The organism is Microbacterium candidum (assembly GCF_030315975.1).
In the GTDB taxonomy this organism is placed as follows: Bacteria; Actinomycetota; Actinomycetes; order Actinomycetales; family Microbacteriaceae; genus Microbacterium; species Microbacterium candidum.
In genome coordinates this window covers 227,050-250,632 of record NZ_JASXSZ010000006.1, presented here as the reverse complement: position 1 = coordinate 250,632, position 23,583 = coordinate 227,050, and the positions used below count along the sequence as shown (strand labels likewise).

Sequence of the window (23,583 nt, the reverse complement as noted above, 5' to 3'; positions counted from 1 at the left end):
CGGCTCAGGCGCCCTGCACGGTCCAGATGACCTGCATCCGCCACACCATGACGGCGACCGCGAGCGCGGCGATCCCCATGATCACCGTGCTCCAGCGGCTGCGCTCGAGGAGCGCCCACACGATGGCCGCGGGCGGCAGCAGCACCGCCGACACGAGGTACACCCAGAACTCGAGGAGGCTGCCGGTGGGCGGGTTGCCCGCAAGGGGCGCGATGATCGCGATCACGACCTGCGCGAGGAGGCCGAGTTCGAGAAGGGCGAGGATGCCGACGCTGAGGTCGCTCGGGCGGCGCCCTGCGAGGCCCAGCACGACGCACACGAGCCCGCCGACGGCAGCGATCGCTACCAGGATGTACGTGAACCACAGGATCAAGGGGCGTGCTCCTCGGGCATGTTCATGGCGCTCTTGAGGTCGGCGCCGCGGCGCTCCACGATGCCGACGAGCGTGCCGTCGGGATCGACCGCCGCGGCGGTCTTCCCCGGGATCCGCTCGCCCGCGCCCGTGAGGCGCTTGCCGTGCCGGAGGTCGCGGGCTTCGTCGGCGGTGACGTCGAGGCGGCCGAGGACGGCGGACGCGACGTCGGCCGGGCTTTCGACCAGGGCCGAGGCGAGGTCGTCGATGGATGCCGCGCCCGCGACGTCGAACGGGCCGATCCGCGTGCGGCGCAGCGCCGTCAGGTGCCCGCCCACGCCGAGCGACGCGCCGAGGTCGCGCGCGAGCGCGCGGATGTAGGTGCCGCTCGAGCAATCGACGACGACGTCGAGGTCGACCGTCGTCATGCCGGTCACCGAGCCCGTCGAGGTGCGCTCTGCCAGCACGTCGAATCGCGACACGGTGACCTCGCGGGCCTTCAGTTCGACCTCCTCCCCCGCGCGGGCGAGGTCATAGGCACGGCGGCCGCCCACCTTGATCGCCGACACGGTGCTCGGCACCTGCGAGATCCGGCCGGTGAGCGGTGCGATCGCGGCGCGGATCTGCTCGGACGTCATGTGCGCCGCATCCGTCGTCGCCGTGACCTGTCCGTCGGCGTCGTCCGAGTCGGTCGACACCCCGAGGCGGATCGTCGCCTCGTACGTCTTGTCGAGCCCCACGATGAAGGTCAGCAGGCGCGTCGCGCCGTCCACCCCGAGGACCAGAAGGCCCGTCGCCATCGGATCGAGGGTGCCGGCGTGCCCGATCTTGCGGGTGCCGAGCGCGCGTCGCGCGCGCGCGACGACGTCGTGCGACGTCATCCCTCCGGGCTTGTCGACGAGCAGGATGCCGCTCACGCGCGCACTCTCCGCGGGTGCATGAGGTCGGCGTTGTCGACGATGAAGGACGAAGCGTCGCGCGGCTGCACCTCGTCGAGGTAGAGCTGCATCCCGCCGCGCCAGCGCGCGTTCGACGGCGCGTCCGGATCGGGGTCGATCCCGTCGCGCTCGGCCATCCGGGCGTACGCCGCCGCCCACGGGACGTCGAGCCAGACGGTGCGATCCCAGCAGTCCTCGAGCGACGGACGCTGCAGGAAGATCCCGTCGACGATCAGCACCGCGTCGGCGGGACCGGTGACCCACCGCGCCTCGACGGGCGCGTCGCGGGCGAGGTCGAACGCCGCGAGCTGGAACCCGGTCGTCGCGGAGGTGTGCGCCGCATCCCGGAAGGGGTCGATCAGCACGCGCCGCAGCGTGTCCTCGTCGTAGGAGTCGCGGTAGAAGCCCTCGGGACTGCGTCTGCCGAGCGCGTACCGCTCTGCGCGCGGGCGGTGGAAGTCGTCCATGCTCGCACGGAACACCGCCGAGCCGTCCTCCGCGAACACGGCCGCGAGGCTGTCCGCGAAGACCGACTTTCCCGCACCGTCGATGCCGTCGACCCCGAGGATCACGCGTCCCGCCGGGAACCATCGCCGCACGTCGTCGCGCAGCCCGCGCTGCAGCTCCGTGAGGGGCGTGTTCGGCAGGCGCATGCATCCAGCCTAGGCTTTCGGACCATGTCCGCCGTGCCGTGGGCAGCGGTGATCGCACCGTCGCCGCGAGACGGCCGGCATCGGCGGATCGCACGAATGCCGTGCCCCGGATCGTCGGATCGGACGAGATCGGGCGGCCGGGGACATGCTCAGATGGATGCATGATGCTGCTGCGCCACGGCCGGGTCATCGATCCCGCCGCCCGCACCGACGAGGTGTGCGACGTGCTGATCCGCGACGGGCGGATCGCGGAGATCGGCGAGGCGCTGGTGGCGCCCGAGGGCGCAGAGATCGTGGATGCGACGGGCCTCATCGTGGGCCCGGGCTTCATCGACCTGCACAGCCACACGCATTCGATCGCCGGACACCGGCTGCAGGCGATGGACGGCGTGACGACGGCGCTCGACCTCGAGGCGGGAGTCGCGCCCATCGCCCGCGCGTACGAGCGGGCCGCCGCGGAAGGTCGGCCGCTGAACTACGGCTTCTCGGCGAGCTGGGGCGTCGCGCGGGCTGCCACCCTGGTCGGGCTCGAGCCGAACGGAACGTTCCTGCAGGGACTCGGCGTGCTCGACGACCCCGAGTGGCAGCGCAGCTCGTCACCTGTCGAGCTGAACTCCTGGCTGTCCTTCCTCGAGGACGAGCTCGCCGACGGCGCGCTCGGGATCGGCATCCTGCTCGGGTACGCGCCCCGATCGGATCCCGCCGAGTACCTCGCGACGGCGGCACTCGCCGCCCGAGCCGGCGTCCCCACCTACACGCACGTGCGGGAGCTCGTGGAGGCCGACCCGCACACGCCGATCGACGGATCGCTCGAGGTGGTGCGGGCGGCCGCCGAAACGGGGGCGCACATGCACCACTGCCACGTGAACTCGACGTCGCGCCGGCACGTCGACCGCGTGCTCGGGATGCTCGATGACAGCCGCCGCGACGGTGCCCCGGTGACGCTCGAGACCTACCCCTACGGCGCCGGCTCGACGGGCATCGGCGCGTTCTTCCTCGCCCCCGAACGACTGTCCGCGTGGGGGATCACGCCGCACGACATCGTGATGGTCGAGACGGGCGAACGCGTGCGCGACGCGCGGGAGCTCGCGGCGCTCCGCGCCGCGGACCCGGGGATGCTCTGCGTCGTCCACTTCCTCGACGAGGAGCAGTCGACGGATGCCGCGCTCATCCGCCGCTCGCTGGCCTTCCCCGACGCGATCGTCGCGAGCGATGCGATGCCCATCATCTGGCCGGGTGAACACGGCTTCGTGTCGGAGAGCACCCGCTGGCCGCTCCCGCCGGGAGCGCGCAGCCACCCCCGCAACGCGGGCACGTTCGCGAAGTCGCTGCGCCTCATGGTCCGCGAGACGGGCGCCTGGGACTGGGTCGAAGCGTTCCGTCGCTGCTCCTACCTTCCCGCGCGGGTCCTGGACTCGGCATCCGCCTCGGCGACGCGCAAGGGGCGTCTCGGGGTCGGGGCGGATGCCGACATCGTGGTGTTGGATCCGAGGACGATCACCGACCGCGCGACCTATGCCGATCCGACACGACCGTCGGTCGGCGTCCGGCATCTGCTCGTCGCCGGTGAGCGCGTCGTGCGCGACGGCGAGATCGTCGCCGACGCGTTTCCCGGCCGTCAGGTCCGCGGCACCCCGCGCTGACCTTAGGCTTTCGGCATGCCCGACCTCGCGACACCGCTCATCGCGTGGTATCGGGCGAACGCGCGCGATCTCCCGTGGCGCCGGCCCGGCTTCAGTCCGTGGGGCACGCTCGTGAGCGAATTCATGCTGCAGCAGACGCCGGTGAACCGCGTCGTCCCGCATCTCGAGGCCTGGCTCGCGCGCTGGCCGCAACCTGCGGACCTCGCCGCCGAGCCGCCTGCGGAGGCCGTGCGGCAGTGGGCGAACCTCGGCTACCCCCGGCGCGCGCTGTGGCTGCACCGGGCGGCGACCGAGATCCGGGACCGGCACGACGGCGAGGTGCCGCGGGACGTCGATGCCCTCATGGCCCTCTCCGGCATCGGCGACTACACGTCGCGCGCGGTCGCCGTCTTCGCGTACGGGGACCGGCATCCCGTCGTCGACACGAACACCCGCCGGGTGCTCGCTCGCACGATCGACGGCGCCGCCCAGCCCGGCCCGCCCGCCAAGACCGACCTCGCGGCGATGGCCGCGATCCTCCCGGGGGACGACGCGGAGGCCGCCGTCGTCAACGCCGCCACGATGGAGCTCGGCGCGGTCGTCTGCACCGCCCGTGCCCCGCGCTGCACCGCATGCCCGATCGCGCATATGTGCGCGTGGCGCGCGGCCGGCTACCCCGACACCGGAGACGCGCGACGCACGCAGGCGCGGTACGAGGGCAGCGATCGCCAGGCGCGCGGCGCCGTGATGAAGGCGCTCCGGGATGCATCGCCCCTCCCCCTCGACGAGGTCGCCGCCGACTGGCCCGACACCGGACAGCGCGACCGCGCGATCGACTCGCTCATCGCCGACGGGCTGGCGGAAGCCGCGGACGGGATGCTGCGCCTCCCCGCCTGACGGACGTGCACGCCTCACTCGTCGACGTTTCCCAGATGTACGCGACACGCCCGGCGTGTCGTACTTCTGGGGCAAGTCAACGGGGAGAGTGACCTCACCAGGACAGGCCGAGGGCCCGGTCCGATCGGCGAACCGACCGGACCGGGCCCTCAGCGTAGGATCACTTGTTGCCGAGCGTCACCACCTGGGCGCGCTGACCGGCGGCGCCGTGCAGGTGCAGCACGAGGGCCTGGATCTTCAGGCCGTTCGCGTTGCCCGCACCGTTGCCGCCGCCGACTGCAGCGCGCGTGTACGGGATGGCCGTGCCGGCCTGGTCCAGATACAGCGGGCTGCTGAAGGCGATCGCGGGGTTGGCGATGTCGTACTTGATCGGGCCGACGGTGTCGATGTTCCCGTCGGGGTTGACCGCGTACTGGCTGTTCGTTGCGACCGTGTAGGTGATCGGGAACGACGTCGCGTCGGCAGGCACCCCGAGGGCCGCGAGCGACACGGGCATCGTCAGCACGTTCGTGTCGAACACGTTCGTGTTGACATCCGCGAACTGGCCGTTGATCGACTCCTGGTCGACGAGCTCGCCCGTGTTGATGTTGACCGTGTTCACCAGCAGCAGATCGGTGCCCGGGTAGTTCTTCACGTACACCTGGAAGTCGGGGTGGCCGTCTCCGTTGGTGTCGATGAGGACGTACGGGATCGTGCTGTTGCCTACCGTCGCCCAGTCGCCGTAGGTCGACAGACCGAGCCAGAGCGTGCCCTTCGACCAGTCGGTCTTCCCGTCGGTCGAGCCGGGTGCCGAGCCGGCACCGACATATTGGATGTCGCCACCGGTGGCCGTCTGGTTGACCGTGCAGTTCTGCTGAACGGTCGCCGAGCACACCGGCAGCTTCGGGCTCGTCGCCCCCAGCGTCATGACCGAGACGAGCGAGTTGTACGCCGTCGGGTCACCGATCTGGCCGTTCGCGACGCCCTGGCCAGAGAGCACCAGCGCACGCGAGTTGCCCATGTGCGCGTCGCTCGCCACCGTGGTCGACACCGGCTTCGCGGCGCCGTACACGGGCACGCGCAGCGGCGTGGCGCTGCCGACGGTCACGAGCAGGCGACCGGAGGCATCCGCGACGAACTGGCGCGGGAGGCCGAACTGCGTGGCCTCCATCGTCGGGTCGATCGTGTTGCGGAGGTCGGCCGTCGTGATCGTCATCGTGACGGTCACGGTCGCGGTCTTTCCGGCGGGCACTGTGACGCTCGCCGGGCTCACCGTGTACGCGACGCCGGGCTGCATGTTCACGCCGTTGTACGACAGGTTCGCCGAGACGTCCTTCGTGCCGGTGTTCTGCAGCGTGACCGAGCGCGTCTTCGTCACGGTCGCCTGCGAGGCCGGAGCCTCGACCGGACCGAACGAGACCGAGACGCCGCCGGGGGTGTCGTCCGAGTACGCGAGGAGCGTGTTGCTCACCGCGGACAGGGCGTCGACGCGACCGGCGCCGTCGCGGGCCGGGCCGTAGACCGCGCCCTTCTGGCCCTTCTCGGTGTACACATCGTGACCGGCCGTGTTCATGATGTCGGCCTTGACCTGCTCCGGCGTCCACGTCGGGTGCACGTTCTTCACAAGCGCCGCGATGCCCGCGGTGTGCGGGGTCGCCATCGAGGTGCCCGACTCGCTCAGCGCGCCGTCGCCCGTGCCGATGCCCGCGGACAGGATCGTGTCACCCGGGGCGGCGACGTCGGGCTTGACCACGCCGATGCTGCCGTGCGTGCCGCGCGAGGAGAACGAGCTGATCGTGTCGTCCAGCGAGTGGTCGACGTCGCTCGAGGCGAGCGCGAGCTTGCCGTCGAACGTGACGTTGAGCGTGCCCGCGTCGGCCGCCGGCTGCAGCTGCGCGGTCGAGCCGACCGTGAGCTGGAAGACCGGGATGACGGCACTGCCGGTGATGCCGGCCGAGAACGGGTTGACGTCGCCGGTGAAGATCGCGCCGATCGCCCCCGCCTTCGCGACGTTCGCCGAACGCCCGGCCGAGCCGCAGCGACGTGCCGCGCTCGAGTCCCACGTCAGCCAGGCGACCTTGCCCTGGACCTTCGCCGCGTCTTCGGCGCTCAGCGGGTCGCAGCCGTCGGTGTTGTTGGCCGAGAGCTCGACGACGCTGCCGGTCACAGGTGCCTTGGTCGGACCGTTGTTCGGCCAGTCGTACGCGACCGACATCTGCCCGGCCACGATGCCCTTGGTGGGCGCATTCACCATGAGACCGTCGAGCGGCTGGTACGAGTCGACCGAGCTCGCGACGGCGAGCGAGCGGATCGCGTTACCCGGCGATCCGCCGATGTCGGTGATGTCGCTGGCGTTGCCCATCGCGATGACCGGCAGCACGCCCGCCTTCGCGATCGCGTCGACGACGTCGTTCTCCGGGTCGTCGACCGTGCCGTAGTCGGAGCCGAGCGACAGGTTCACGATGTCGGCCTTGGTGCCGTTTCCATCGAGGTCGAGCGTCTTGTCGAGCGCCGGGATGACGACGTTCGTCGATCCGGTGCACCCGAAGACCTTCAGCGGGTAGAGCTCGGCGCCCGGAGCCATGCCCGGGTCTATCTTCATCGCAGCGAGGTCTGCCGAGGTCAGGGACGAGTAGTCGCCCGTGAACGTCGTGCCGTCGGCGTTCTCGCCGTATCCCGCGGTGATGCCCGCGACATGCGTGCCGTGCGCGTTGCAGCCGATCGGGTCGGGGTCGGGGTGCGCGACGGGCTGGTAGTTCGGGTTCGCCGAACCATCGGCGTTCGTCGGCGCCGCGTCGTAGTTGTCGCCGACGAAGTCGTAGCCGCCGAGCACCTTCGCCTTCGCCAGCGGCGTGAGCGTCGACATCCAGTTGGGGTCGGTGTTGTTGGCGTGCGCGGCATCCCATGCGGCGACCGTGCCCTGGCCGCCGAAGTCCGCGTGCGTGTAATCGAGGCCGGTGTCGATGATGGCGACCTTGACCCCGGCGCCGGTGTTGTGGGTCTGCTGCCAGGTGTCGACCGCCCGAGTGAGGTCCGACGCGTTGGAGTTGTCGACGTGCTTCGGGACGAGCGGCGAGATCTTGACGACGTCGCTGCGGCCGGCGATCGACCGCAGCGCGGCGGCGTCTGCGGTGATCGCGACACCGGGGAGCGCATTGCCGACCTGCCACAGCTCTGTGGTCTTGCCGTCGACGCCCTTCGCCTGCTTCACGACCGCCGCGGACTTCGCCGCGGAGTCGGCCTTGGCTGCCTTGCCGGCCGCCTTCTGTGCGTTCTTGTCCTTGCCCTTGGCCTTCGCGTCGTTCGCGGCGAAGGCGGCGCCCTGCCCGCTCAGCTGGACGAAGACGGCGTGGCTGCCGCTCATCTTGTCGAGCCCCCCTGCCAGCTTGTCCGCCGGCAGCTTCGCGTGCGCGGCCGGTGCCACGGGGATGGCGGGGGTCGGGTCGCTCGCCGCTGAGGCCATGCCCGCAGGACCTGCGAGCGCGACGACTGCACATGCAACAGCAACGAAGGCGGCGCCCATGCGCCGCCTTCCGAATCGAGGATCTCTCGACATCTGTGACACTCCTTCATGCCTGGTGTCCCTACGGCGCGGAGCGTGTTCGCATACATCCAGACATCGGATGCGCGGCCGTCGGGGACACGACCGCGCACCAGGCTACGGGTCATTCACAGAATTGACCAGAAGTCTTCACGGCGGTTTCCGGACATCGGCATGAACCTGCCAAACGGCCTCACCGGTCCGCGAAGACGATCGGATCCCAGTCGAGCACCCGTACCCGGTGCACGAGTCCCTCCGTCACGAACGGATCATCCGCGATGAAGCGCTCGGCGGCCGACCGGGACCGGAAGAACGCCATCGACCCCTCTGCCGCCGGGTTGCCGAACGTCCCGATCATCAGCACATCGCCGCCCTCGGCGAACGCGTCGAGATACACCCGATGCCGTGGGAACGCTTCGACGAAGCGCGCGAAGTCCGCGGGCTCCGCATCCGGGTCCATGTCGTAGAAGACGGCCGCGTACACGGATCGCACACTACGCGCGCGCCGGCTGCTGCGCACCCACCCCGACGAGTCCGCGGATCATCTCCTCGATCCCCTCAGCACCGGGTGCCACCGCGATCTCCGCCTGCAGTTCACGGGCCTGATCGCGGAAGGAAGGCTCCGAGAGCACACGGTCGACAGCATCGGCGATCGCCGACTCGCCGGGGTGGGCTGTACCGAGGTTCAGGCCGGTCCGCGACCACTCGACGCGACGCGTCGTCTCCATCTTGTCCTCCGTGTCGCCGGCGACCACCATCGGGACACCGTGCGCCAGGGCGTGATGCAGCCCGCCGTATCCGCCGTTCGTCACGAACACGTCGACGCGGGGCATCAGCCGCTCGTACGGGATGAACTCGGCGGCACGAACGTGGGGCGGCAGCTCGCCGAGTTCCGAGACGGGTGCCCCGCCCGTGGCGACGACGACGAGGACGTCGCGATCGGCGAGCGCACGGATCGTCGGTCCGATGAGCTCCTGCAGGTCGGTGTTCGCGACCGTCCCCTGGGAGACGTGGACGACCGCCCGCCCGTCGAGGTCGTCCCACCACACCGGCAGACCCGCCGCACGAGACGGAGTCCCGAGGACGGGTCCCACGAACCGGACGTTCTCCGCGAGGTCGCTCCGCGGGTACTCGAACCCCGGCACCGTGAGCTGGAGGAAGAGGTCTGCGCGCGTGCCCCAGTCCTGGAAATAACAGTCGAGGTCACCGCCGACGAGCTCCCGCACGAGACGTTCGGCCAGCTTCTGCGGATGCCGGAGCACGACGCGCCGCACGAGCGCGTTCAGCGCCCGGTTGCGCAGGCGTCCGACGAGGTCGGCGCGCGGGAGGATGCCGAGCCCGAACGGCGCGGCATCGACGCTGGAGAGCCCGAGCGGCAGGACGCCGCACACGACGACGGGCACATGCGGTTCCGACTGGAGTGCGACCGCTGCTGCTCCGACGACAGTCGACTCGGTCAGCAGGACATCGGTCGGCACGTCGTCGAGCGCCGCCTGGATGGCGCGATACTGAGCGGGGCCCGGCTCGATGAAGATCTCCGCGACGGCCTTGCCGAGGCCGCGCGCACCCGGCGACGAGTGCTCGGCGTTCGGCGTCCCCGGGTGAGCCAGGGATGCGGGAATCGCATCATCCGGCCACGGCACGTATTCCGCGCCGGTGCCACGCACCGCATCCGCGAACCGCTCCCCTGAGAGGAAGCGCACGCGGTGCCCGGCGCGGACCAGATGCGCGGCGATCGCCAGCATGGGTGCGGTGTGGCCGTCGGCCACAGTGGCCGTGACGAGGACAGAAAGCATCGAGACCTCCAAAGAACGTGCTCCAGGAATGCTGGAGAGCACGTCGGGGAGGTCTGATACGGATTACTCCTCGTCGAACTCGCGCGGCTTGACGTACGGGTCCGCCTCGCCCGCGAACGACGCGGATGCGGCGATGCCCGCGACCTGCGCGTCGCGCTCGCGCGCCTCGCGCAGCAGGTCTTCGATGTGACCCGCGTCGGCGGGAAGCGCATCGGGGATGAACTCGAGCGTCGGGGTGAGGCGCACGCCGAGCTTGCGCCCGACCTCGCTGCGCAGCATCCCGGTCGCCGACTTCAGCGCCTCGCCGGACGCGAGCCGCTCCTCCTCGGAGCCGAGCACCGTGTAGAACACGGAGGCGTGCTGCAGATCACCGGTCACGCGGACGTCGGTGATCGTCACGAAGCCGAGACGCGGGTCGCGCAGCCCCTTCTCGAGGCGCTCCGCGATGAGGACGCGAATGCGGTCCGCCATGCGGGCCTGACGTTCGCTGGACATGGGAATCTCCTTCTGCCGTGGGGGGGCCCCCTGTGCACCCCCCCCCACGAATCACATTCAGCCGCGAGGCTTCTCGACCATCTCAGTGGTCTCGATCTCGTCGCCCACCTGGATGTCGTTGTACTTGCCGAGGCCGATACCGGCTTCGAAGTCCGTGCGGACCTCGGTGACGTCGTCCTTGAAGCGACGCAGCGACTCGATCGCCAGGCCATCGGCGATGACCACGCCGTCGCGGATGACGCGCGCCTTGGCGTTGCGCGTGATCGTGCCCGAGCGGACGATGACACCGGCGATGTTGCCGAACTTCGAGGAGCGGAACACCTCGCGGATCTCGGCGACACCCGACTGGACCTCTTCGTACTCCGGCTTGAGCAGACCCTTGAGCGACTGCTCGACGTCGTCGATCGCGTTGTAGATGACCGAGTAGAACCGGACGTCCACACCCTCGCGCGAAGCGCGCTCGCGCGCCTTCGTGTCGGGGCGGACGTTGAAGCCGATGACGATCGCGTTGTCGATCGTCGCCAGGTTGATGTCCGACTCGGTGATCGCGCCGACACCGCGGTGGATGATGCGCAGCTGGACCGAATCGTCGACCTCGATCTTGAGGAGCGACTCCTCCAGCGCCTCGACGGCACCGGACACGTCGCCCTTGATGATGAGGTTGAGCGACTCGACCTTGCCCTCCTCGAGAGCGCGCGTGAAGTCCTCGAGCGAGATGCGCTTGCGGGCCTTGGCCAGCTGGGCGTTGCGCTCGGCGGCCTCGCGCTTCTCCGCGATCTGGCGGGCCGTACGGTCCTCCTCGGTCACGATGAACGTGTCGCCGGCGCGCGGCACCGAGTTGAGGCCCTGCACCTGCACCGGACGCGAGGGGTATGCCTCGTCGACCGGGTCGCCGTTCTCGTCAATCATCGCGCGCACGCGGCCGTAGGCCGTGCCCGCGACGATCGCGTCGCCGACGCGCAGCGTTCCGGACTGGATCAGCACCGTGGCGACCGAACCGCGGCCCTTGTCGAGCTTGGCCTCGATCGCGACACCGCGGGCGTCCTTGTTCGGGTTGGCCGTGAGGTCCAGGCCCGCGTCGGCCGTCAGCAGGACGGCGTCGAGGAGCTCCTGGATGCCGGTGTTCTGGCGGGCGGAGACGTCCACGAACATGACGTCGCCGCCGTACTCCTCGGCGACCAGCCCGTACTCGGTGAGCTGCTGGCGCACCTTGGCCGGGTTGGCCTCCGGCTTGTCGACCTTGTTCACCGCGACCACGATCGGCACCTGCGCCGCCTGGGCGTGGTTCAGGGCCTCCACCGTCTGCGGCATGATGCCGTCGTCGGCCGCGACCACGAGGATCGCGATGTCGGTGACCTGCGCACCACGCGCACGCATGGCGGTGAACGCCTCGTGGCCCGGGGTGTCGATGAAGGTGATGGCGCGCTCGATGCCGTCGTGCTCGGTCCAGACCTGGTACGCACCGATGTGCTGAGTGATGCCGCCGGCCTCGCCCGCGACCACGTTCGTCTGACGGATGGCGTCGAGAAGACGCGTCTTACCGTGGTCGACGTGGCCCATGACGGTGACCACCGGCGGGCGGATCTCGAGGTCTTCCTCGTTCTCCGCCTCCAGCTCGGCCTCGAGGTCGAGACCGAAGCCCTCCAGGAGCTCCTTGTCCTCGTCCTCGGGCGAGACCATCTGGATCTTGTAGCCGAGCTCGGCGCCCAGGACCTCGAACGTGGCCTCGTCGAGCGACTCCGTCGCCGTCGCCATCTCACCGAGGTTGAAGAGGATCGTCACGAGCGTGCCGGGCTGCACGGTGTAGCCGCGCAGGGCCTCGAGCTTGTCCGCGAAGTCGGCGATCGACGCGCCGCGGCGCATCCGGATGATCTCGCCGTTGCCCTTCTGGACGTTGACGCCGCCGACGACCGGCGCCGACCGCATCTCGAATTCCTGGCGCTTCGCGCGACGCGACTTGCGCTGCTTCGACTTGCCGCCGCCCTTGCCGAAGGCACCAGCGGTGCCGCCACCGGGGCCACGGCCACGACCGCCACCACCACCGGGACGACCCGCGAAGCCGCCGGGAGCACCGGCGCCTGCGCCCGCACCGGGACGCTGGAAGCCGCCGCCGGCACCGCCGGGACGACCGGGTCCGCCGGGACGCTGCTGGAACGGCGCGCCGGGACGACCGCCGCCGCCGGGACGACCCGCGCCACCGGGACGCGGGGCGCCGGGACGGGGGGCACCGGGACGCGGAGCCTGCGGACGCGGGATGTTGCCGGGCGTCGGACGCTGGCCCATGCCCTGCGACGACGCGAACGGGTTGTTGCCCGGACGCGGGCCGGCGGGACGCTGGCCCATGCCCTGCGACGACGCGAACGGGTTGTTTCCCGGACGCGGCGTGCCACCCGGGCGCGGGGGCGCCGGCGTGGCAGCGGCGGGGCCGGGCTTCGGACCCTTCGCCGCGGGGGCGGCCGGAGCGGCCGGAGCCGACGACGCTGCAGCGGCGGGAGCCGCCGGAGCCTGCGCCGCGGGCGCGGCCGGGGCCGTCGCCTTCGGGGCGGGGGCCTTCGGTGCCGGAGCCTTGGGCGCGGGCGCCTTGGGCGTCGCGGGGCCGGGCTTGGGAGCGGCCTTGGCCGCGGTGCCGGGGGTGCCGGCGGCGGGGGTCGCGGCGGGCTTCGCCGAACCCTCTGCTTCAAGGGCGGCGCGGAGCTTGCGAGCCACGGGGGGCTCGATCGTCGATGAAGGTCCCTTGACGAATTCGCCGAGGTCCTTCAGCTTCGCGAGGGCGACCTTGCTGTCGACGCCGAATTCGGAAGCGATCTCGTGCACGCGCGGTTTTGCGTTTGCCACAGTTCTCCTGTCTGGGGGCCTACCCCAGGACAGGGCAGACCATTAGTCGCGGACGGGTCTCATTTCGAGCCGTTCACTTTGTGTCCATAGCCGTTCAGCCGTTTCTCGATGGTCTGCGTGTCCAGGGGACCCGACACACGCAATGCTCGTACGAACGCGCGGCGCCGCAGAGCGGCATCCACGCACGGCGCCGTCTCATGCACCCATGCGCCCCGTCCCGGAAGAACCGCACGCTCGTCTGCGACGAGCGCGCCATCGACCTGCACGATGCGCAGGAGTGAGGATCGGGGAGCACGCGTGCGACAGCCGACGCACGTCCGTACAGCCTCCATGTTACACCTTGAAACTGGGCGACTTCCGCGCGCGACGCTCAGTCGCCCTCGAGGACGCTGTCGGGCTGGATGTCGATCTTCGCGCCGGTCAGCTTGGCGGCGAGACGGGCGTTCTGCCCTTCCTTGCCGATCGCGAGGGACAGCTGGTAGTCGGGCACGAGCGCCCGGACGGCCTTGATGTTCGAGTCGAGCACGAAGCTCGAGGTGACCTTCGCCGGCGACAGCGCGTTGGCGACGAACTTCGCGAGCTCCGGGTCGTAGTCGACGATGTCGATCTTCTCGCCGCTGAGCTCCTCCGTGACGGCGCGGACACGGCGGCCGAGCTCGCCGATGCAGGCGCCCTTCGCGTTGATCGACGGGTCGTTCGCCTTCACCGCGATCTTGGTGCGGTGACCCGCCTCACGGGCCAGTGACACGATCTCGACGAGACCGTTCGCGATCTCCGGCACCTCGAGCGCGAACAGCTTGCGGACGAGCCCGGGATGCGTGCGCGACACGGTGATCGACGGGCCCTTCGTGCCCTTGGCGACCGATGTGACGTACACGCGGATGCGCGAGCCGTGCGTGTACTCCTCGCCGGGGACCTGCTCCTCGGGGGGCAGGATAGCCTCGACCGAGCCGAGGTCGACGTGCACCATGCGCGGGTTCGGGCCCTGCTGCACCACGCCGGCGACGATGTCGCCCTCCTTGCCGCGGAACTCGCCCAGCACGGCGTCGTCGGCGATGTCGCGCAGACGCTGGCTGATGACCTGCTTCGCAGCGAAGGCGGCGATGCGGCCGAAGTCGTCGGGGGTCTGCTCCTCTTCGCCGATCACGACGCCCTCGTCGTCGACGAGCGGGAGGAAGATCGCGACGTGACCGCTCTTGCGGTCGAGCTGCGCGCGGGCGCCCGAGGGGAGTTCTCCGGTGGGCGACGAGTTCTTCGCGTAGGCGGTCAGGATGGCCTGCTCGATGATGTGGACGAGCTCGTCGAAGGGGATCTCCTTCTCACGCTCGATCGTCCTGAGAAGTGCGAGATCGATGTCCATCGGGGCCTCCCTATTCAGCTCTCGCCGGCGCGTTGGCGCGCGGCATCCTTACGAGATTACCGGATGCCGGCGCGCGCAGTGCTGAGAGGATGCCGACCGCAGATCCATGTGAGTGGGTCTTGACATGGAATCCATAATCCGTTTCAATGAGCGTTGACATGAATACACCTCGCGAGTACGACATGACCCTGCGCGCCGAACAGGCGGCGCAGACGCGCGTCCGCATCCTCGACGCCCTCACGGCGCTCGTCGCGGAGATCCCGCTCGCGGCGGTCACGCTCCCCCGCGTCGCCGATCGGGCCGGCGTGACCGTGCAGACGGTGCTGCGCAACTTCGGCAGCCGCGATGGGCTGTTCGCCGCCGGGCTCGAGTTCGGCCGCGATGCGGTCGTCGCCGAGCGCACGATCACTCCGGACGACGTGGACGCGTCGCTCGCCGCCCTCGTCGACCACTACGAGCGCACGAGCACGATGACGCTGCTGCTGCTCGGACAGGAGAGCTGGGAGCCCATCGCCGCCGAGGTCACGGCGGGCGGCAAGGCCCTGCACCGCGACTGGGTGGAGCGGGTGTTCGCGCATGCCCTGGATGACGCGGCCGATCGCGACGAGGCGACGGATCTCCTCGTCGTCGCGACGGATCTGTACTGCTACAAGCTGCTGCGGCTGGACCGAGCTCTGTCCCGGGATCGCACGCTGCAGCGCATGCGACGGCTCGTGCAGGCCGTCCTGGACACGCTCTGAGCTCGAGGAGGAGCCATGGCACGCATCGCGGTCATCACCTTCGCCGGGGGCGGCAACATCCCGCCGCTCGTGCGCATCGCGACGGAGCTGAGCGCGCGCGGGCATGACCTGCATGTGCTGGCGGACGCCGCCACCGCCGCGCAGTTCGACGCTCCGTCCACCGAGCTGACCGAGCTGGGGTTCTGGACGCCGGGAGTCGCCCGTTCGGTCGCGCAGACCACCGCGCAGGCGGTGCGCCTCGTCAGCGACCGGGCACTCGAGGAATCGGTCCTGCGACAGCTCGCCGTGCTCCGACCCGATGTCGTGCTCGTCGACTGTCTCCTGGCCGGCTGTGCGCGCGGGGCGCGCGAGGCGGGCTTCCGCGCGGTCGTCCTGTTCCACACCTACCTCGACTACTGGACGAAGAACCTCGCGCGCGGACCCGTGGGCATGCTGGCCGCGCTGCGGGGACGCGGACCGCGTCGATCGTGGGATGCCGCAGACCTCCGCCTCGTCCTGTGCGATGCCGAGCTCGATCCCTCCGCGCCCGCCGACGGCACCGTGTGGACGGGCAGCACGGAACGCGGCACGGCCGCGACGGCGCAGCATCCACCGCTCGTCGTCGCGAGCCTGTCGACGATGGAGCTGCCCGGCCAGGCGGATGCGTACAGGGAGATCGTGCGCGCGCTCGGGAGTCTCGACGTGCAGGGCATCGTGACGCTCGGCGGACTCGACGTCGAAGCGCTGGTCGCTCCCCCGAACGTCGAGATCCGCGGCCGCGTGCCGCACGACGATCTGTTCCCGCACGCTTCCCTCGTGATCGGGCACGGCGGGCTGTCGACGACCTCCCGTGCGCTGGCGCACGGCGTCCCGCTTGTCCTCATGCCGATGCATCCTCTGCTCGATCAGCCCATGGTCGCGAGGTCGGTCGCCGACGCGGGAGCGGGCGTCCTGCTCAAGCGCACCGCCACCGCAGACGACATCGCGGCGTCGGCGGGGCGCGTTCTCGCGGACCAGACGTACCGGGCCGCCGCCATGCGCATCGGCGACCGCTTCCGCTCCGTCGACGGGGCGGGTGTCGCGGCGGACGCCGTGGAACGGGTGATCCTCGAACGGCGGCTGCCGACGGCGCCGAGGTAGGCGAGCATAGCGAGGACGCTGCAGCGCGTCGAGGGGACTTCCGAGTGTCCGCACCCGGGTGTAGGCCGGAGGTATGAGCCCCGAGATGCACGGACCACTCCCCGGCAGTGAACGCGAGCCGATCGCCGGCACCTCAGCGCAAGGCGCGGTGCCCGCGGATCAGCAGATCGATGCGACCCTCGTGCTGCGGCGCAAGGCGGAGGTCCCCGCCGAAGTCCTGGAGCATCCGATCCCGAGCGACGAGTTCGCTCGCCTCTACGGCGCCGACCAAGCCGACGCGGATGCGGTCGCGGCAGCGGTCGAGGCCGCGGGAGCGCAGGTGGTGAGCGTCGACCTCGGCGGTCGGCTCATGCGCATCCGCGGTACGGCGAGTGTCGTGCAGCGCCTGTTCGGCGCCGATCTCCAGGTCGTTGCCGACGGCACCGGCACGTTCCGTCAGCGCACCGGCCCGCTGTCCCTCCCCGCGGATCTGCACGGCAGGGTCACCGCGGTCCTCGGACTCGACGACCGCCCGCAGGCCGAGGCGCACTTCCGCGTCTTACCCGCGGCTGCGGCCGCAGTCAGCTACACGCCGGTGCAGGTCGGTGCGATGTACCAGTTCCCGCCGGGCACCGACGGCACCGGTCGCACCGTGGCAATCATCGAGCTCGGCGGAGGTTTCGCGCAGGCCGACCTCGACGCGTACTTCTCGGGGCTCGGCATCCCCACGCCGACCGTGACCGCGGTCGGGGTCGACGGCGCGTCCAACGTGCCCGGTCAGGATCCGAACGGCGCGGACGGCGAAGTGCTGCTCGACATCGAAGTCGTCGGCGCCCTCGCGCCGGGCGCGCACATCATCGTCTACTTCGCGCCCAACACGGACGCCGGCTTCCTCGACGCCGTCACCACCGCGGCGCACGCGACGCCGACCCCGGACGCGATCAGCATCAGCTGGGGACAGAGCGAGGACGCGTGGACCGCGCAGGCGCGCACGGCCATGGACAGCGCCTTCGTGGATGCCGCGGGCATGGGTGTGACGGTGACCGCCGCCGCGGGCGACAACGGCAGCGGCGACGGTGCGATCGACGCCACGGCCCACGCCGACTTCCCCGCATCCAGCCCCCACGTCCTCGCGTGCGGCGGCACGACCCTGCACGGGTCGGGGTCGACGATCTCCTCGGAGACCGTGTGGAACGACGGGTCGACGGGCGGCGCCACGGGCGGCGGGGTGAGCGATGTCTTCCCGATCCCCTCGTGGCAGAGCGCTGTCGGCGTGCCGACGAACGCCGGTGGGACGACGGGGCGCGGTGTCCCGGATGTCGCCGGCGATGCCGACCCGCAGACCGGCTACAAGGTGCGCGTCGACGGGTCCGACCTCGTGATCGGCGGCACGAGCGCCGTCGCTCCGCTCTGGGCCGCGCTCGTCGCGCGGCTCGTGCAGGCCACCGGCACGCGCACGGGTCTCATCCAGCCCAAGCTCTACGCGGGCGCGACCGGATCGGCCACCGCGCCGGGATTCCGCGACATCACGTCGGGTTCGAACGGCGCGTTCGGCGCGAAGCCCGGATGGGATGCGTGCACCGGGCTCGGCTCCCCCGTCGGAGCCTCCCTGCTGACCGTGCTCGGCGGGGCGGCCACGGGCGGCGGTTCGACCGGCGGCGGTTCGACCGGCGGGAGCCACGGCGGCAAGGGCCACGGAGGTCACAAGCACGGCGGCCACCATCCGAAGGGCTGAGCGCCCGGATGAACGTCAGAGACGCGGCCCCGACGCCAGCGCGTTCACGGCGCTGATCAGCCGGAACAAGTCGCCGACCTTGAACTGATCGAGCGTGAGCGCGATGCGCGGGAGGTGGAGCGCGTCGCCGTCGGCGACCTCGGGCGGCAACGGTTCGGTGCGGTGGATCGAACCGGATGCCACGAGGTAGCGGAAGCGCTCGTCGAGGGTGAGGATCTCCGCATCCGTCGGCCGCGACTTCATCCGGATCACGAGCGTCGTCCCCACCCACCGCAGCGAGTCGTAGTTTCGCCAGAACCCGGTGATCTCGGCGACCGCGGCCTCCACCGAGTCGGTGATGAGGACGCGCTCGAGGTCGTCCTCGGCGATCAGGCCCGCGGGGATGAGCTCGGCGTCGATGTAGCGGCGCAGACCGTCCCAATAGGTGCCACCGGGGCGGTCGAGGAGGACGATCGGCACCGGCTCCGCCTTGCCGGTCTGCTGCAGCGTCAGCAGCTCGAACGTCTCGTCGAGCGTGCCGAACCCGCCGGGCAGGCTCACGAAACCGCGCGACTCCTTCATCAGCATGAGCTTGCGCGTGAAGAAGTACTTCATCGACACGTGGTTCGGGTCTGCCGCCACGATCGGGTTGGGCTTCTCCTCGAACGGCAGGCGGATGGACACGCCGATCGACAGCTCCGGCCCCGCGCCCTCGGCGGCCGCCTGCATGATGCCGGGGCCCGCACCCGTCACCACCATCCAGCCCTGCTGGGCGAGGGATGCCGCAACCTGCTCCGCCTGGGCATAGAGGGGGTCGTGCTCCTTCGTGCGTGCCGAGCCGAAGACCGTCACCTTCGGAGCGCCGTCCCAGGGGGCGAACAGCCGGAAGGCGCTGCGCATCTCCTCGACGGCGGCGGCCGTGATCTTGAGGTCGAGCCGATCGGTCCCGTCGCGGCCCAGTTCGACGCCTGTGGTGAGGATGCGGCGCACCAGGCTGCGGTTCGAGCGGATGCCCTCGGCATCCATCAGCCCGTCGATGCGGGCGGCGAGCGGATCGGTCTCGGTCATGTCCCCACCCTGGCACCAATCCCCCACCGGAAGGTGAACGGACGGTGCTGCGCGCCGCCCACTCTTGTCGCCCACGCCGCGGTTCAGGACATGGTGCGGCTCGTGCGGGATATGTCGTCCGCCCGCCGCATGTCCTGTGCTCAGGCTCACATATCGCGACGTCGTGCATGACTGGCCGCGCGTCGCGGCTCTCATCCTCGAGATCGTGCGCGCACGCCGGCACGAGTGGCGAACAGGCCGCGCCGTGGCGGGTACCGCGCTCGCCCTGTGACGACGCATGCGGCACGGATCAGGACATTCGGAGAGGCGGCGACATATCCGTCGTCGCGCCCGACATGTCCTGATCCGTGGCGGCGTCGCGCTCAGCGGCTGAGGCGCTCCACGGCCTCGGCGACCGTGACGACCTCGCGGTCGCCGGAGCGGCGGTCCCACAGTTCGACCTGGCCGTCGGCGGCGGCGCGGCCGACGATGACGATCTGAGGCACGCCCACGAGCTCGGCGTCCGCGAACTTCACGCCGGGCGAGACCTTCGCCCGGTCGTCGTAGAGGACGTCGAGGCCCGACTGCTCGAGCTCGGCGGAGAGCGACTCGGCGAGCTCGAAGGCCACCGCGTCCTTGCCCGTCGCGATGACGTGCACGTCGAACGGCGCGACGGACGCCGGCCAGATGAGGCCCTTGTCGTCGTTGTTCAGCTCCGCGATGATCGCGAGGATGCGGGTCACGCCGATGCCGTACGAGCCCATTGTGACGGTGACCTGCTTGCCGTTCTCGTCGAGGACCTTGAGCCCGAGCGCCTCGGCGTATTTGCGGCCGAGCTGGAAGACATGGCCGATCTCCATGCCGCGCGCGAGCGTGACGGGGCCGGAGCCGTCCGGCGCCGGGTCGCCCTCGCGGACGCTCGCGACCTCGACGAAGCCGTCGGCGGCGAAGTCGCGGCCCGCGACGAGCGAGTGCACATGCTTCTCGTCGATGTTGGCGCCGGTGATCCAGCTCGAGCCGTCGACGACGCGCGGGTCGAGGAAGTAGCGGATGCCGGTCGCCGACTCCTCGCCGAGGAGCGCGCCGGTCTCGGACCACGGACCGATGTAGCCCTTGACGAGCAGCGGGTTGTTCTCGAAATCGTCCGCGGTGGCGGGCTCCACCTCGGCGGGCGCGAACGCGACCTCGACGCGCTTGTCGTCGACCTCGCGGTCGCCGGGGACGCCGACGATCACGAGCTCGCGCGTGCCGTCGAGGTGTGTGAGCGCGAGGACGACGTTCTTCAGGGTGTCCCCCGCGCCGTACTCGCCCTCGAGAACGGCGTTGGTGTGCGCGACGAGCGTGTCGATCGTCGGCGTGTTGGGTGAGTCGAAGATCACGGGGGCCGGGAGCCCGTCGAAGGCGATCGGCTCGGGCGCGACCGTCGTGAACGCCTCGACGTTGGCGGCGTAGCCGCCCGCCGAACGCACGAACGTGTCCTCGCCGACGGCGGTGGGGTGCAGGAACTCCTCGCTGCGCGAGCCGCCCATGGCGCCCGCGTCCGCCTGCACGATCACGTATTCGAGACCGAGGCGCTGGAAGATCCGCTCATACGCGTCGCGCTGGGCCATGTAGCTCGCGTCGAGGCCGGCGTCCGACGAGTCGAACGAGTAGGCGTCCTTCATCGTGAACTCGCGGCCGCGCAGGAGGCCGGCGCGGGGACGCGCCTCGTCGCGGTATTTGTCCTGGATCTGGTAGATCGTCAGCGGAAGGTCCTTGTACGACGAGTACAGGTCCTTCACGAGCAGGGTGAACGCCTCCTCGTGCGTCGGTGCGAGGAGGTAGTCGGCATCCTTGCGGTCCTTGAGGCGGAAGATCCCGTCGCCGTACTCCTCCCACCGGCCGGTGGCCTCGTACGGATCGCGCGGCATGAGCGCCGGGAAGTGGACCTCCTGGGCGCCCGCCGCCGTCATCTCCTCGCGGATGATCGTCTCGAGCCGCCCCTTGACGCGCAGGCCCAGCGGCAGCCAGGCGAAGATGCCCGGGGCCTGGCGGCGGATGTAGCCGGCGCGCACGAGCAGCTTGTGGCTCGTGACCTCTGCGTCGGCGGGGTCTTCGCGGAGCGTGCGGAGGAAGAAGTTCGAGAGACGGGTCACCACGCGTCAAGTCTATTGACGCGCGGTGACCGCCATTTTCATGCGTCAGTTCAGCGCGCGCGTGCCCTCCGGGATGACCCCGCCTGCGTAGATGCTCGTCGCGACATCCTGGAGCGCCGTCAGCGCGACCCGCTGCGGCAGCGGCCCGTATGAGATGCGGGCGACGCCGAGCGCTTCGTATTCCGTCGAGGTCAGCGCGCCGGGGAATCCGATGACGCTCACCTTGCCGTGGCCGATGCCCGCCACGAGCGCGCGCGTCAGGTCTTCGTTCAGGATGCCGGGGACGAACACAGCGGTGGCGCCCGCATCCAGATACGCGCGGCCGCGCTCGATCGCGTCCGCCAGCGACTCGTCCAAGGCCCGGTCGCGAGCGCGCACGAACGCATCCGTGCGTGCGTTGAGGACGAACGGGACGCCTTCGGCCTCCCCCGCGCGGACGATGGCCTCGACGCGGGCCACCGACTCGGCGAGCGGACGGATGCGGTCTTCGACATTCGCGCCGACGACGCCGACGCCGATCGCACGGCGGGTGGTCTCGCCGGCGTCGTCGTAGCCGTCGTCGAGGTCTGCCGTGACCGGGAGGTCGACCGCGGAGGCGATGCGTCCGACCATGTCGAGCATGAGGTCGCGCGGGATCTGGCCGTCGGGGTAGCCGAACGAAGAGGCGATGGAATGACCGGCCGTCGCGATGGCGGTCGTCTCCGGCAGGGCGGCGACCGCCCGGGCGGACACGACGTCCCAGACGTTCACGAGACGGAGGATGGCGGGGGCGGCGTACAGGCCCGCGAGGGTCTGCGCCTTCTCAGCGGTGTTCTCAGAGGTGGTGCTCACCCGATCCACGCTAACGGGATGCGGCCGCTCTAGGTTGGGCTTGTGCCCACGCGCCGCGCTCATCTGACCCCGTCCACCTCCGATGGATCCCTGGCGGCGTCGCTCGCAGCGCTGCGGGTCTCCCTCAGCATCCCCGACTCCTTCCCGGCCGACGTGCTCGCCGAGGCGCAGGCGGCGACAGACGCCCCGCCCGACGTCGATCTGCGCGACATCCCGTTCGCGACCCTCGACCCTGCAGGTTCGAAGGATCTCGATCAGGCGTTCCAGCTCGAGCGGAACGGGTCGGGGTGGCGGGTGCGATACGCGATCGCGGATGTCCCGGGATTCGTCGCGCCGGACGGCGCGGTGGATGCCGAGGCCCGCCGCCGCGGCCAGACGCTCTACGGCGCCGACGGGTCGGTGCCGCTGCATCCCGTCTCCCTCAGCGAAGACAAGGCGTCGCTGCTCCCGGGCGTCGACCGGCCCGCGTTCGTGTGGACGTTCGACCTCGACGCGTCCGGAGTCTCGACGTCGCACCGCGTCGAGCGGGCCTTGGTGCGTTCGCGGGTGCAGCTCGACTACCCGTCGACGCAGGCGGCGCTGGATGCCGGGTCCGATTCACCCGCCGCGCTGCTCCCCGAGATCGGGCGGGTTCGGGTCGAACAGGAGAAGCTGCGGGGCGGTGCGAGCCTCAATCTGCCGGACGAGGAGATCGTCCGCGATTCCTCCGGCGGGTACCGGATCGAGCGCCGCCGACCGCTGCCGATCGAGGACTGGAACGCCCAGCTGTCTCTGCTGACCGGGATGGCCGCGGCATCCCTCATGCTGGATGCGAAGGTCGGGATCCTGCGCACGATGCCTGCGCCCAGCGCGGACGCGGAGTCCGCGTTCCGGGTGCGCACCGTCGCGCTGGGGCTGCCCTGGCCGGACGGGCAGCGGTACGGAGACTACCTGCGCGGCCTCGACCGCGAAGATCCGCAGACGCTCGCGGTGCTGCAGGCCGCGGCATCCCTCTTCCGCGGGGCGGGGTACCTCGCCTTCGACGGCGAGCTCCCTGGTGAGACCACCCAGGCGGCGGTCGCCGCCCCCTATGCGCACGTCACGGCGCCGCTGCGCCGGCTCGTCGACCGCTGGGGCCTCGTCGTGTGCGCCGCGGTATCGAGCGGCTCCGACGTGCCGTCGTGGGCGCGGGACTCGCTCGGATCCGTCCCGGCGCTCATGCGCGAGTCGTCGGACCGCTCATCGCGCCTGTCCTCCGGCTCACTCAACCGGGTCGAAGCGGCGCTCCTGCGCGACCGCGTCGGCCAGCGGTTGACGGCGGTCGTCCTCGAGGTGTTCGAAGGGAAGGCGCGCGTGCAGCTGACGGATCCGGTCGTGACCGCGTCCTGTCGAGTCGGGGCGGCCGTCGCCGCAGGCACCGAGATCACCGTCACGCTGCTGTCGGCGGACATCGCGACCGGGTCCGTGGAGTTCTCGGCGCCCTGACCGCCGCTCGGCGCCACAGACGCGCCGAAGCCGGTGTGCATCCCCGTTCAGGAGGCACACCGGCTTCGGCGCGGCGATGCGATCAC

Annotated in this window: 19 protein-coding genes; 6 read left to right on the top strand and 13 right to left on the bottom strand. The window is 70.7% G+C overall.

Translation table 11 applies throughout. The annotated features are described in order from the left end of the window. Window positions 1–4: 4 nt before the first annotated feature. The 3 genes from QSV35_RS17555 to QSV35_RS17545 are packed head-to-tail and all read right to left on the bottom strand — an operon-like array spanning window position 5 to window position 1,943. Window positions 5–373, bottom strand: a complete 369-nt coding sequence (locus QSV35_RS17555; protein WP_286290148.1) for a hypothetical protein — start codon at window positions 371–373, stop codon at window positions 5–7. Continuing rightward, a complete protein-coding gene (gene truB / locus QSV35_RS17550) occupies window positions 370–1,233 on the bottom strand; it encodes a tRNA pseudouridine(55) synthase TruB (protein ID WP_419956868.1) in 864 nt (287 codons plus the stop codon). The genes QSV35_RS17555 and truB overlap by 4 nt, the downstream gene beginning before the upstream one ends. A gap of 32 nt (window positions 1,234–1,265) precedes the next feature. Next, window positions 1,266–1,943, bottom strand: a complete 678-nt coding sequence (locus QSV35_RS17545; RefSeq protein ID WP_286290144.1) for a nucleoside/nucleotide kinase family protein — start codon at window positions 1,941–1,943, stop codon at window positions 1,266–1,268. Between the two features lie 161 nt (window positions 1,944–2,104). Here QSV35_RS17545 and QSV35_RS17540 point away from each other — a divergent pair, with 161 nt between their 5' ends. After that, on the top strand, window positions 2,105–3,586 hold the full coding sequence (locus QSV35_RS17540; RefSeq protein WP_286290143.1) for an amidohydrolase family protein: 1,482 nt from the start codon (window positions 2,105–2,107) through the stop codon (window positions 3,584–3,586). 15 nt (window positions 3,587–3,601) lie between these two features. Continuing rightward, a complete protein-coding gene (locus QSV35_RS17535; RefSeq protein WP_286290142.1) occupies window positions 3,602–4,462 on the top strand; it encodes an HhH-GPD family protein in 861 nt (286 codons plus the stop codon). Window positions 4,463–4,622: 160 nt separating this feature from the next. Here the strand turns inward: QSV35_RS17535 and QSV35_RS17530 are convergent, their stop codons facing one another. The 7 genes from QSV35_RS17530 to nusA form a co-directional block, all read right to left on the bottom strand. Beyond that, window positions 4,623–7,904 carry a S8 family peptidase gene (locus QSV35_RS17530; RefSeq protein ID WP_286290141.1) on the bottom strand — a complete coding sequence of 1,094 codons (3,282 nt, stop codon included), beginning with the start codon at window positions 7,902–7,904 and terminating at the stop codon, window positions 4,623–4,625. 271 nt (window positions 7,905–8,175) lie between these two features. Then, window positions 8,176–8,466 carry a YciI family protein gene (locus QSV35_RS17525; protein ID WP_286290140.1) on the bottom strand — a complete coding sequence of 97 codons (291 nt, stop codon included), beginning with the start codon at window positions 8,464–8,466 and terminating at the stop codon, window positions 8,176–8,178. Between the two features lie 10 nt (window positions 8,467–8,476). Continuing rightward, complete coding sequence (locus tag QSV35_RS17520; RefSeq protein WP_286290139.1) at window positions 8,477–9,778, bottom strand: glycosyltransferase; 1,302 nt, start codon at window positions 9,776–9,778, stop codon at window positions 8,477–8,479. A 63-nt stretch (window positions 9,779–9,841) separates the two neighbouring features. Next, the gene (gene rbfA / locus QSV35_RS17515) at window positions 9,842–10,273 is read right to left on the bottom strand and encodes a 30S ribosome-binding factor RbfA (protein WP_286290138.1); all 432 of its coding nucleotides are present in this window, start codon (window positions 10,271–10,273) and stop codon (window positions 9,842–9,844) included. 57 nt (window positions 10,274–10,330) lie between these two features. Then, window positions 10,331–13,087, bottom strand: coding sequence for a translation initiation factor IF-2 (gene infB, locus QSV35_RS17510; protein WP_286290292.1), 2,757 nt, complete (start codon window positions 13,085–13,087; stop codon window positions 10,331–10,333). An 80-nt stretch (window positions 13,088–13,167) separates the two neighbouring features. Then, a complete protein-coding gene (locus QSV35_RS17505) occupies window positions 13,168–13,440 on the bottom strand; it encodes a YlxR family protein (RefSeq protein ID WP_286290137.1) in 273 nt (90 codons plus the stop codon). Between the two features lie 38 nt (window positions 13,441–13,478). Beyond that, window positions 13,479–14,468, bottom strand: coding sequence for a transcription termination factor NusA (gene nusA, locus QSV35_RS17500; RefSeq protein ID WP_286290136.1), 990 nt, complete (start codon window positions 14,466–14,468; stop codon window positions 13,479–13,481). Between the two features lie 158 nt (window positions 14,469–14,626). Here nusA and QSV35_RS17495 point away from each other — a divergent pair, with 158 nt between their 5' ends. From QSV35_RS17495 to QSV35_RS17485, 3 genes are all read left to right on the top strand, one after another. Next, complete coding sequence (locus QSV35_RS17495; RefSeq protein WP_286290135.1) at window positions 14,627–15,208, top strand: TetR/AcrR family transcriptional regulator; 582 nt, start codon at window positions 14,627–14,629, stop codon at window positions 15,206–15,208. Between the two features lie 15 nt (window positions 15,209–15,223). Continuing rightward, on the top strand, window positions 15,224–16,327 hold the full coding sequence (locus QSV35_RS17490) for a glycosyltransferase (protein ID WP_286290133.1): 1,104 nt from the start codon (window positions 15,224–15,226) through the stop codon (window positions 16,325–16,327). 85 nt (window positions 16,328–16,412) lie between these two features. Beyond that, window positions 16,413–18,041, top strand: a complete 1,629-nt coding sequence (locus QSV35_RS17485; protein WP_286290131.1) for a S53 family peptidase — start codon at window positions 16,413–16,415, stop codon at window positions 18,039–18,041. A gap of 15 nt (window positions 18,042–18,056) precedes the next feature. On the opposite strand, the gene QSV35_RS17480 is transcribed toward QSV35_RS17485, so the two are convergent. From QSV35_RS17480 to QSV35_RS17470, 3 genes are all read right to left on the bottom strand, one after another. Further along, entirely contained in the window at window positions 18,057–19,088 is a 1,032-nt protein-coding gene (locus tag QSV35_RS17480) for an LOG family protein (RefSeq protein WP_286290129.1), read from the bottom strand. Window positions 19,089–19,450: 362 nt separating this feature from the next. Next, window positions 19,451–21,205 (bottom strand): proline--tRNA ligase, encoded by a 1,755-nt coding sequence (locus QSV35_RS17475; RefSeq protein WP_286290128.1) that lies wholly within the window; start codon window positions 21,203–21,205, stop codon window positions 19,451–19,453. Between the two features lie 42 nt (window positions 21,206–21,247). Then, window positions 21,248–22,033: an isocitrate lyase/PEP mutase family protein gene (locus tag QSV35_RS17470; RefSeq protein WP_286290126.1), complete on the bottom strand. Its 786-nt coding sequence runs from the start codon at window positions 22,031–22,033 to the stop codon at window positions 21,248–21,250. A 42-nt stretch (window positions 22,034–22,075) separates the two neighbouring features. Here QSV35_RS17470 and QSV35_RS17465 point away from each other — a divergent pair, with 42 nt between their 5' ends. Then, window positions 22,076–23,497, top strand: a complete 1,422-nt coding sequence (locus QSV35_RS17465) for an RNB domain-containing ribonuclease (RefSeq protein WP_286290124.1) — start codon at window positions 22,076–22,078, stop codon at window positions 23,495–23,497. The last annotated feature ends 86 nt before the right edge of the window (window positions 23,498–23,583 follow it).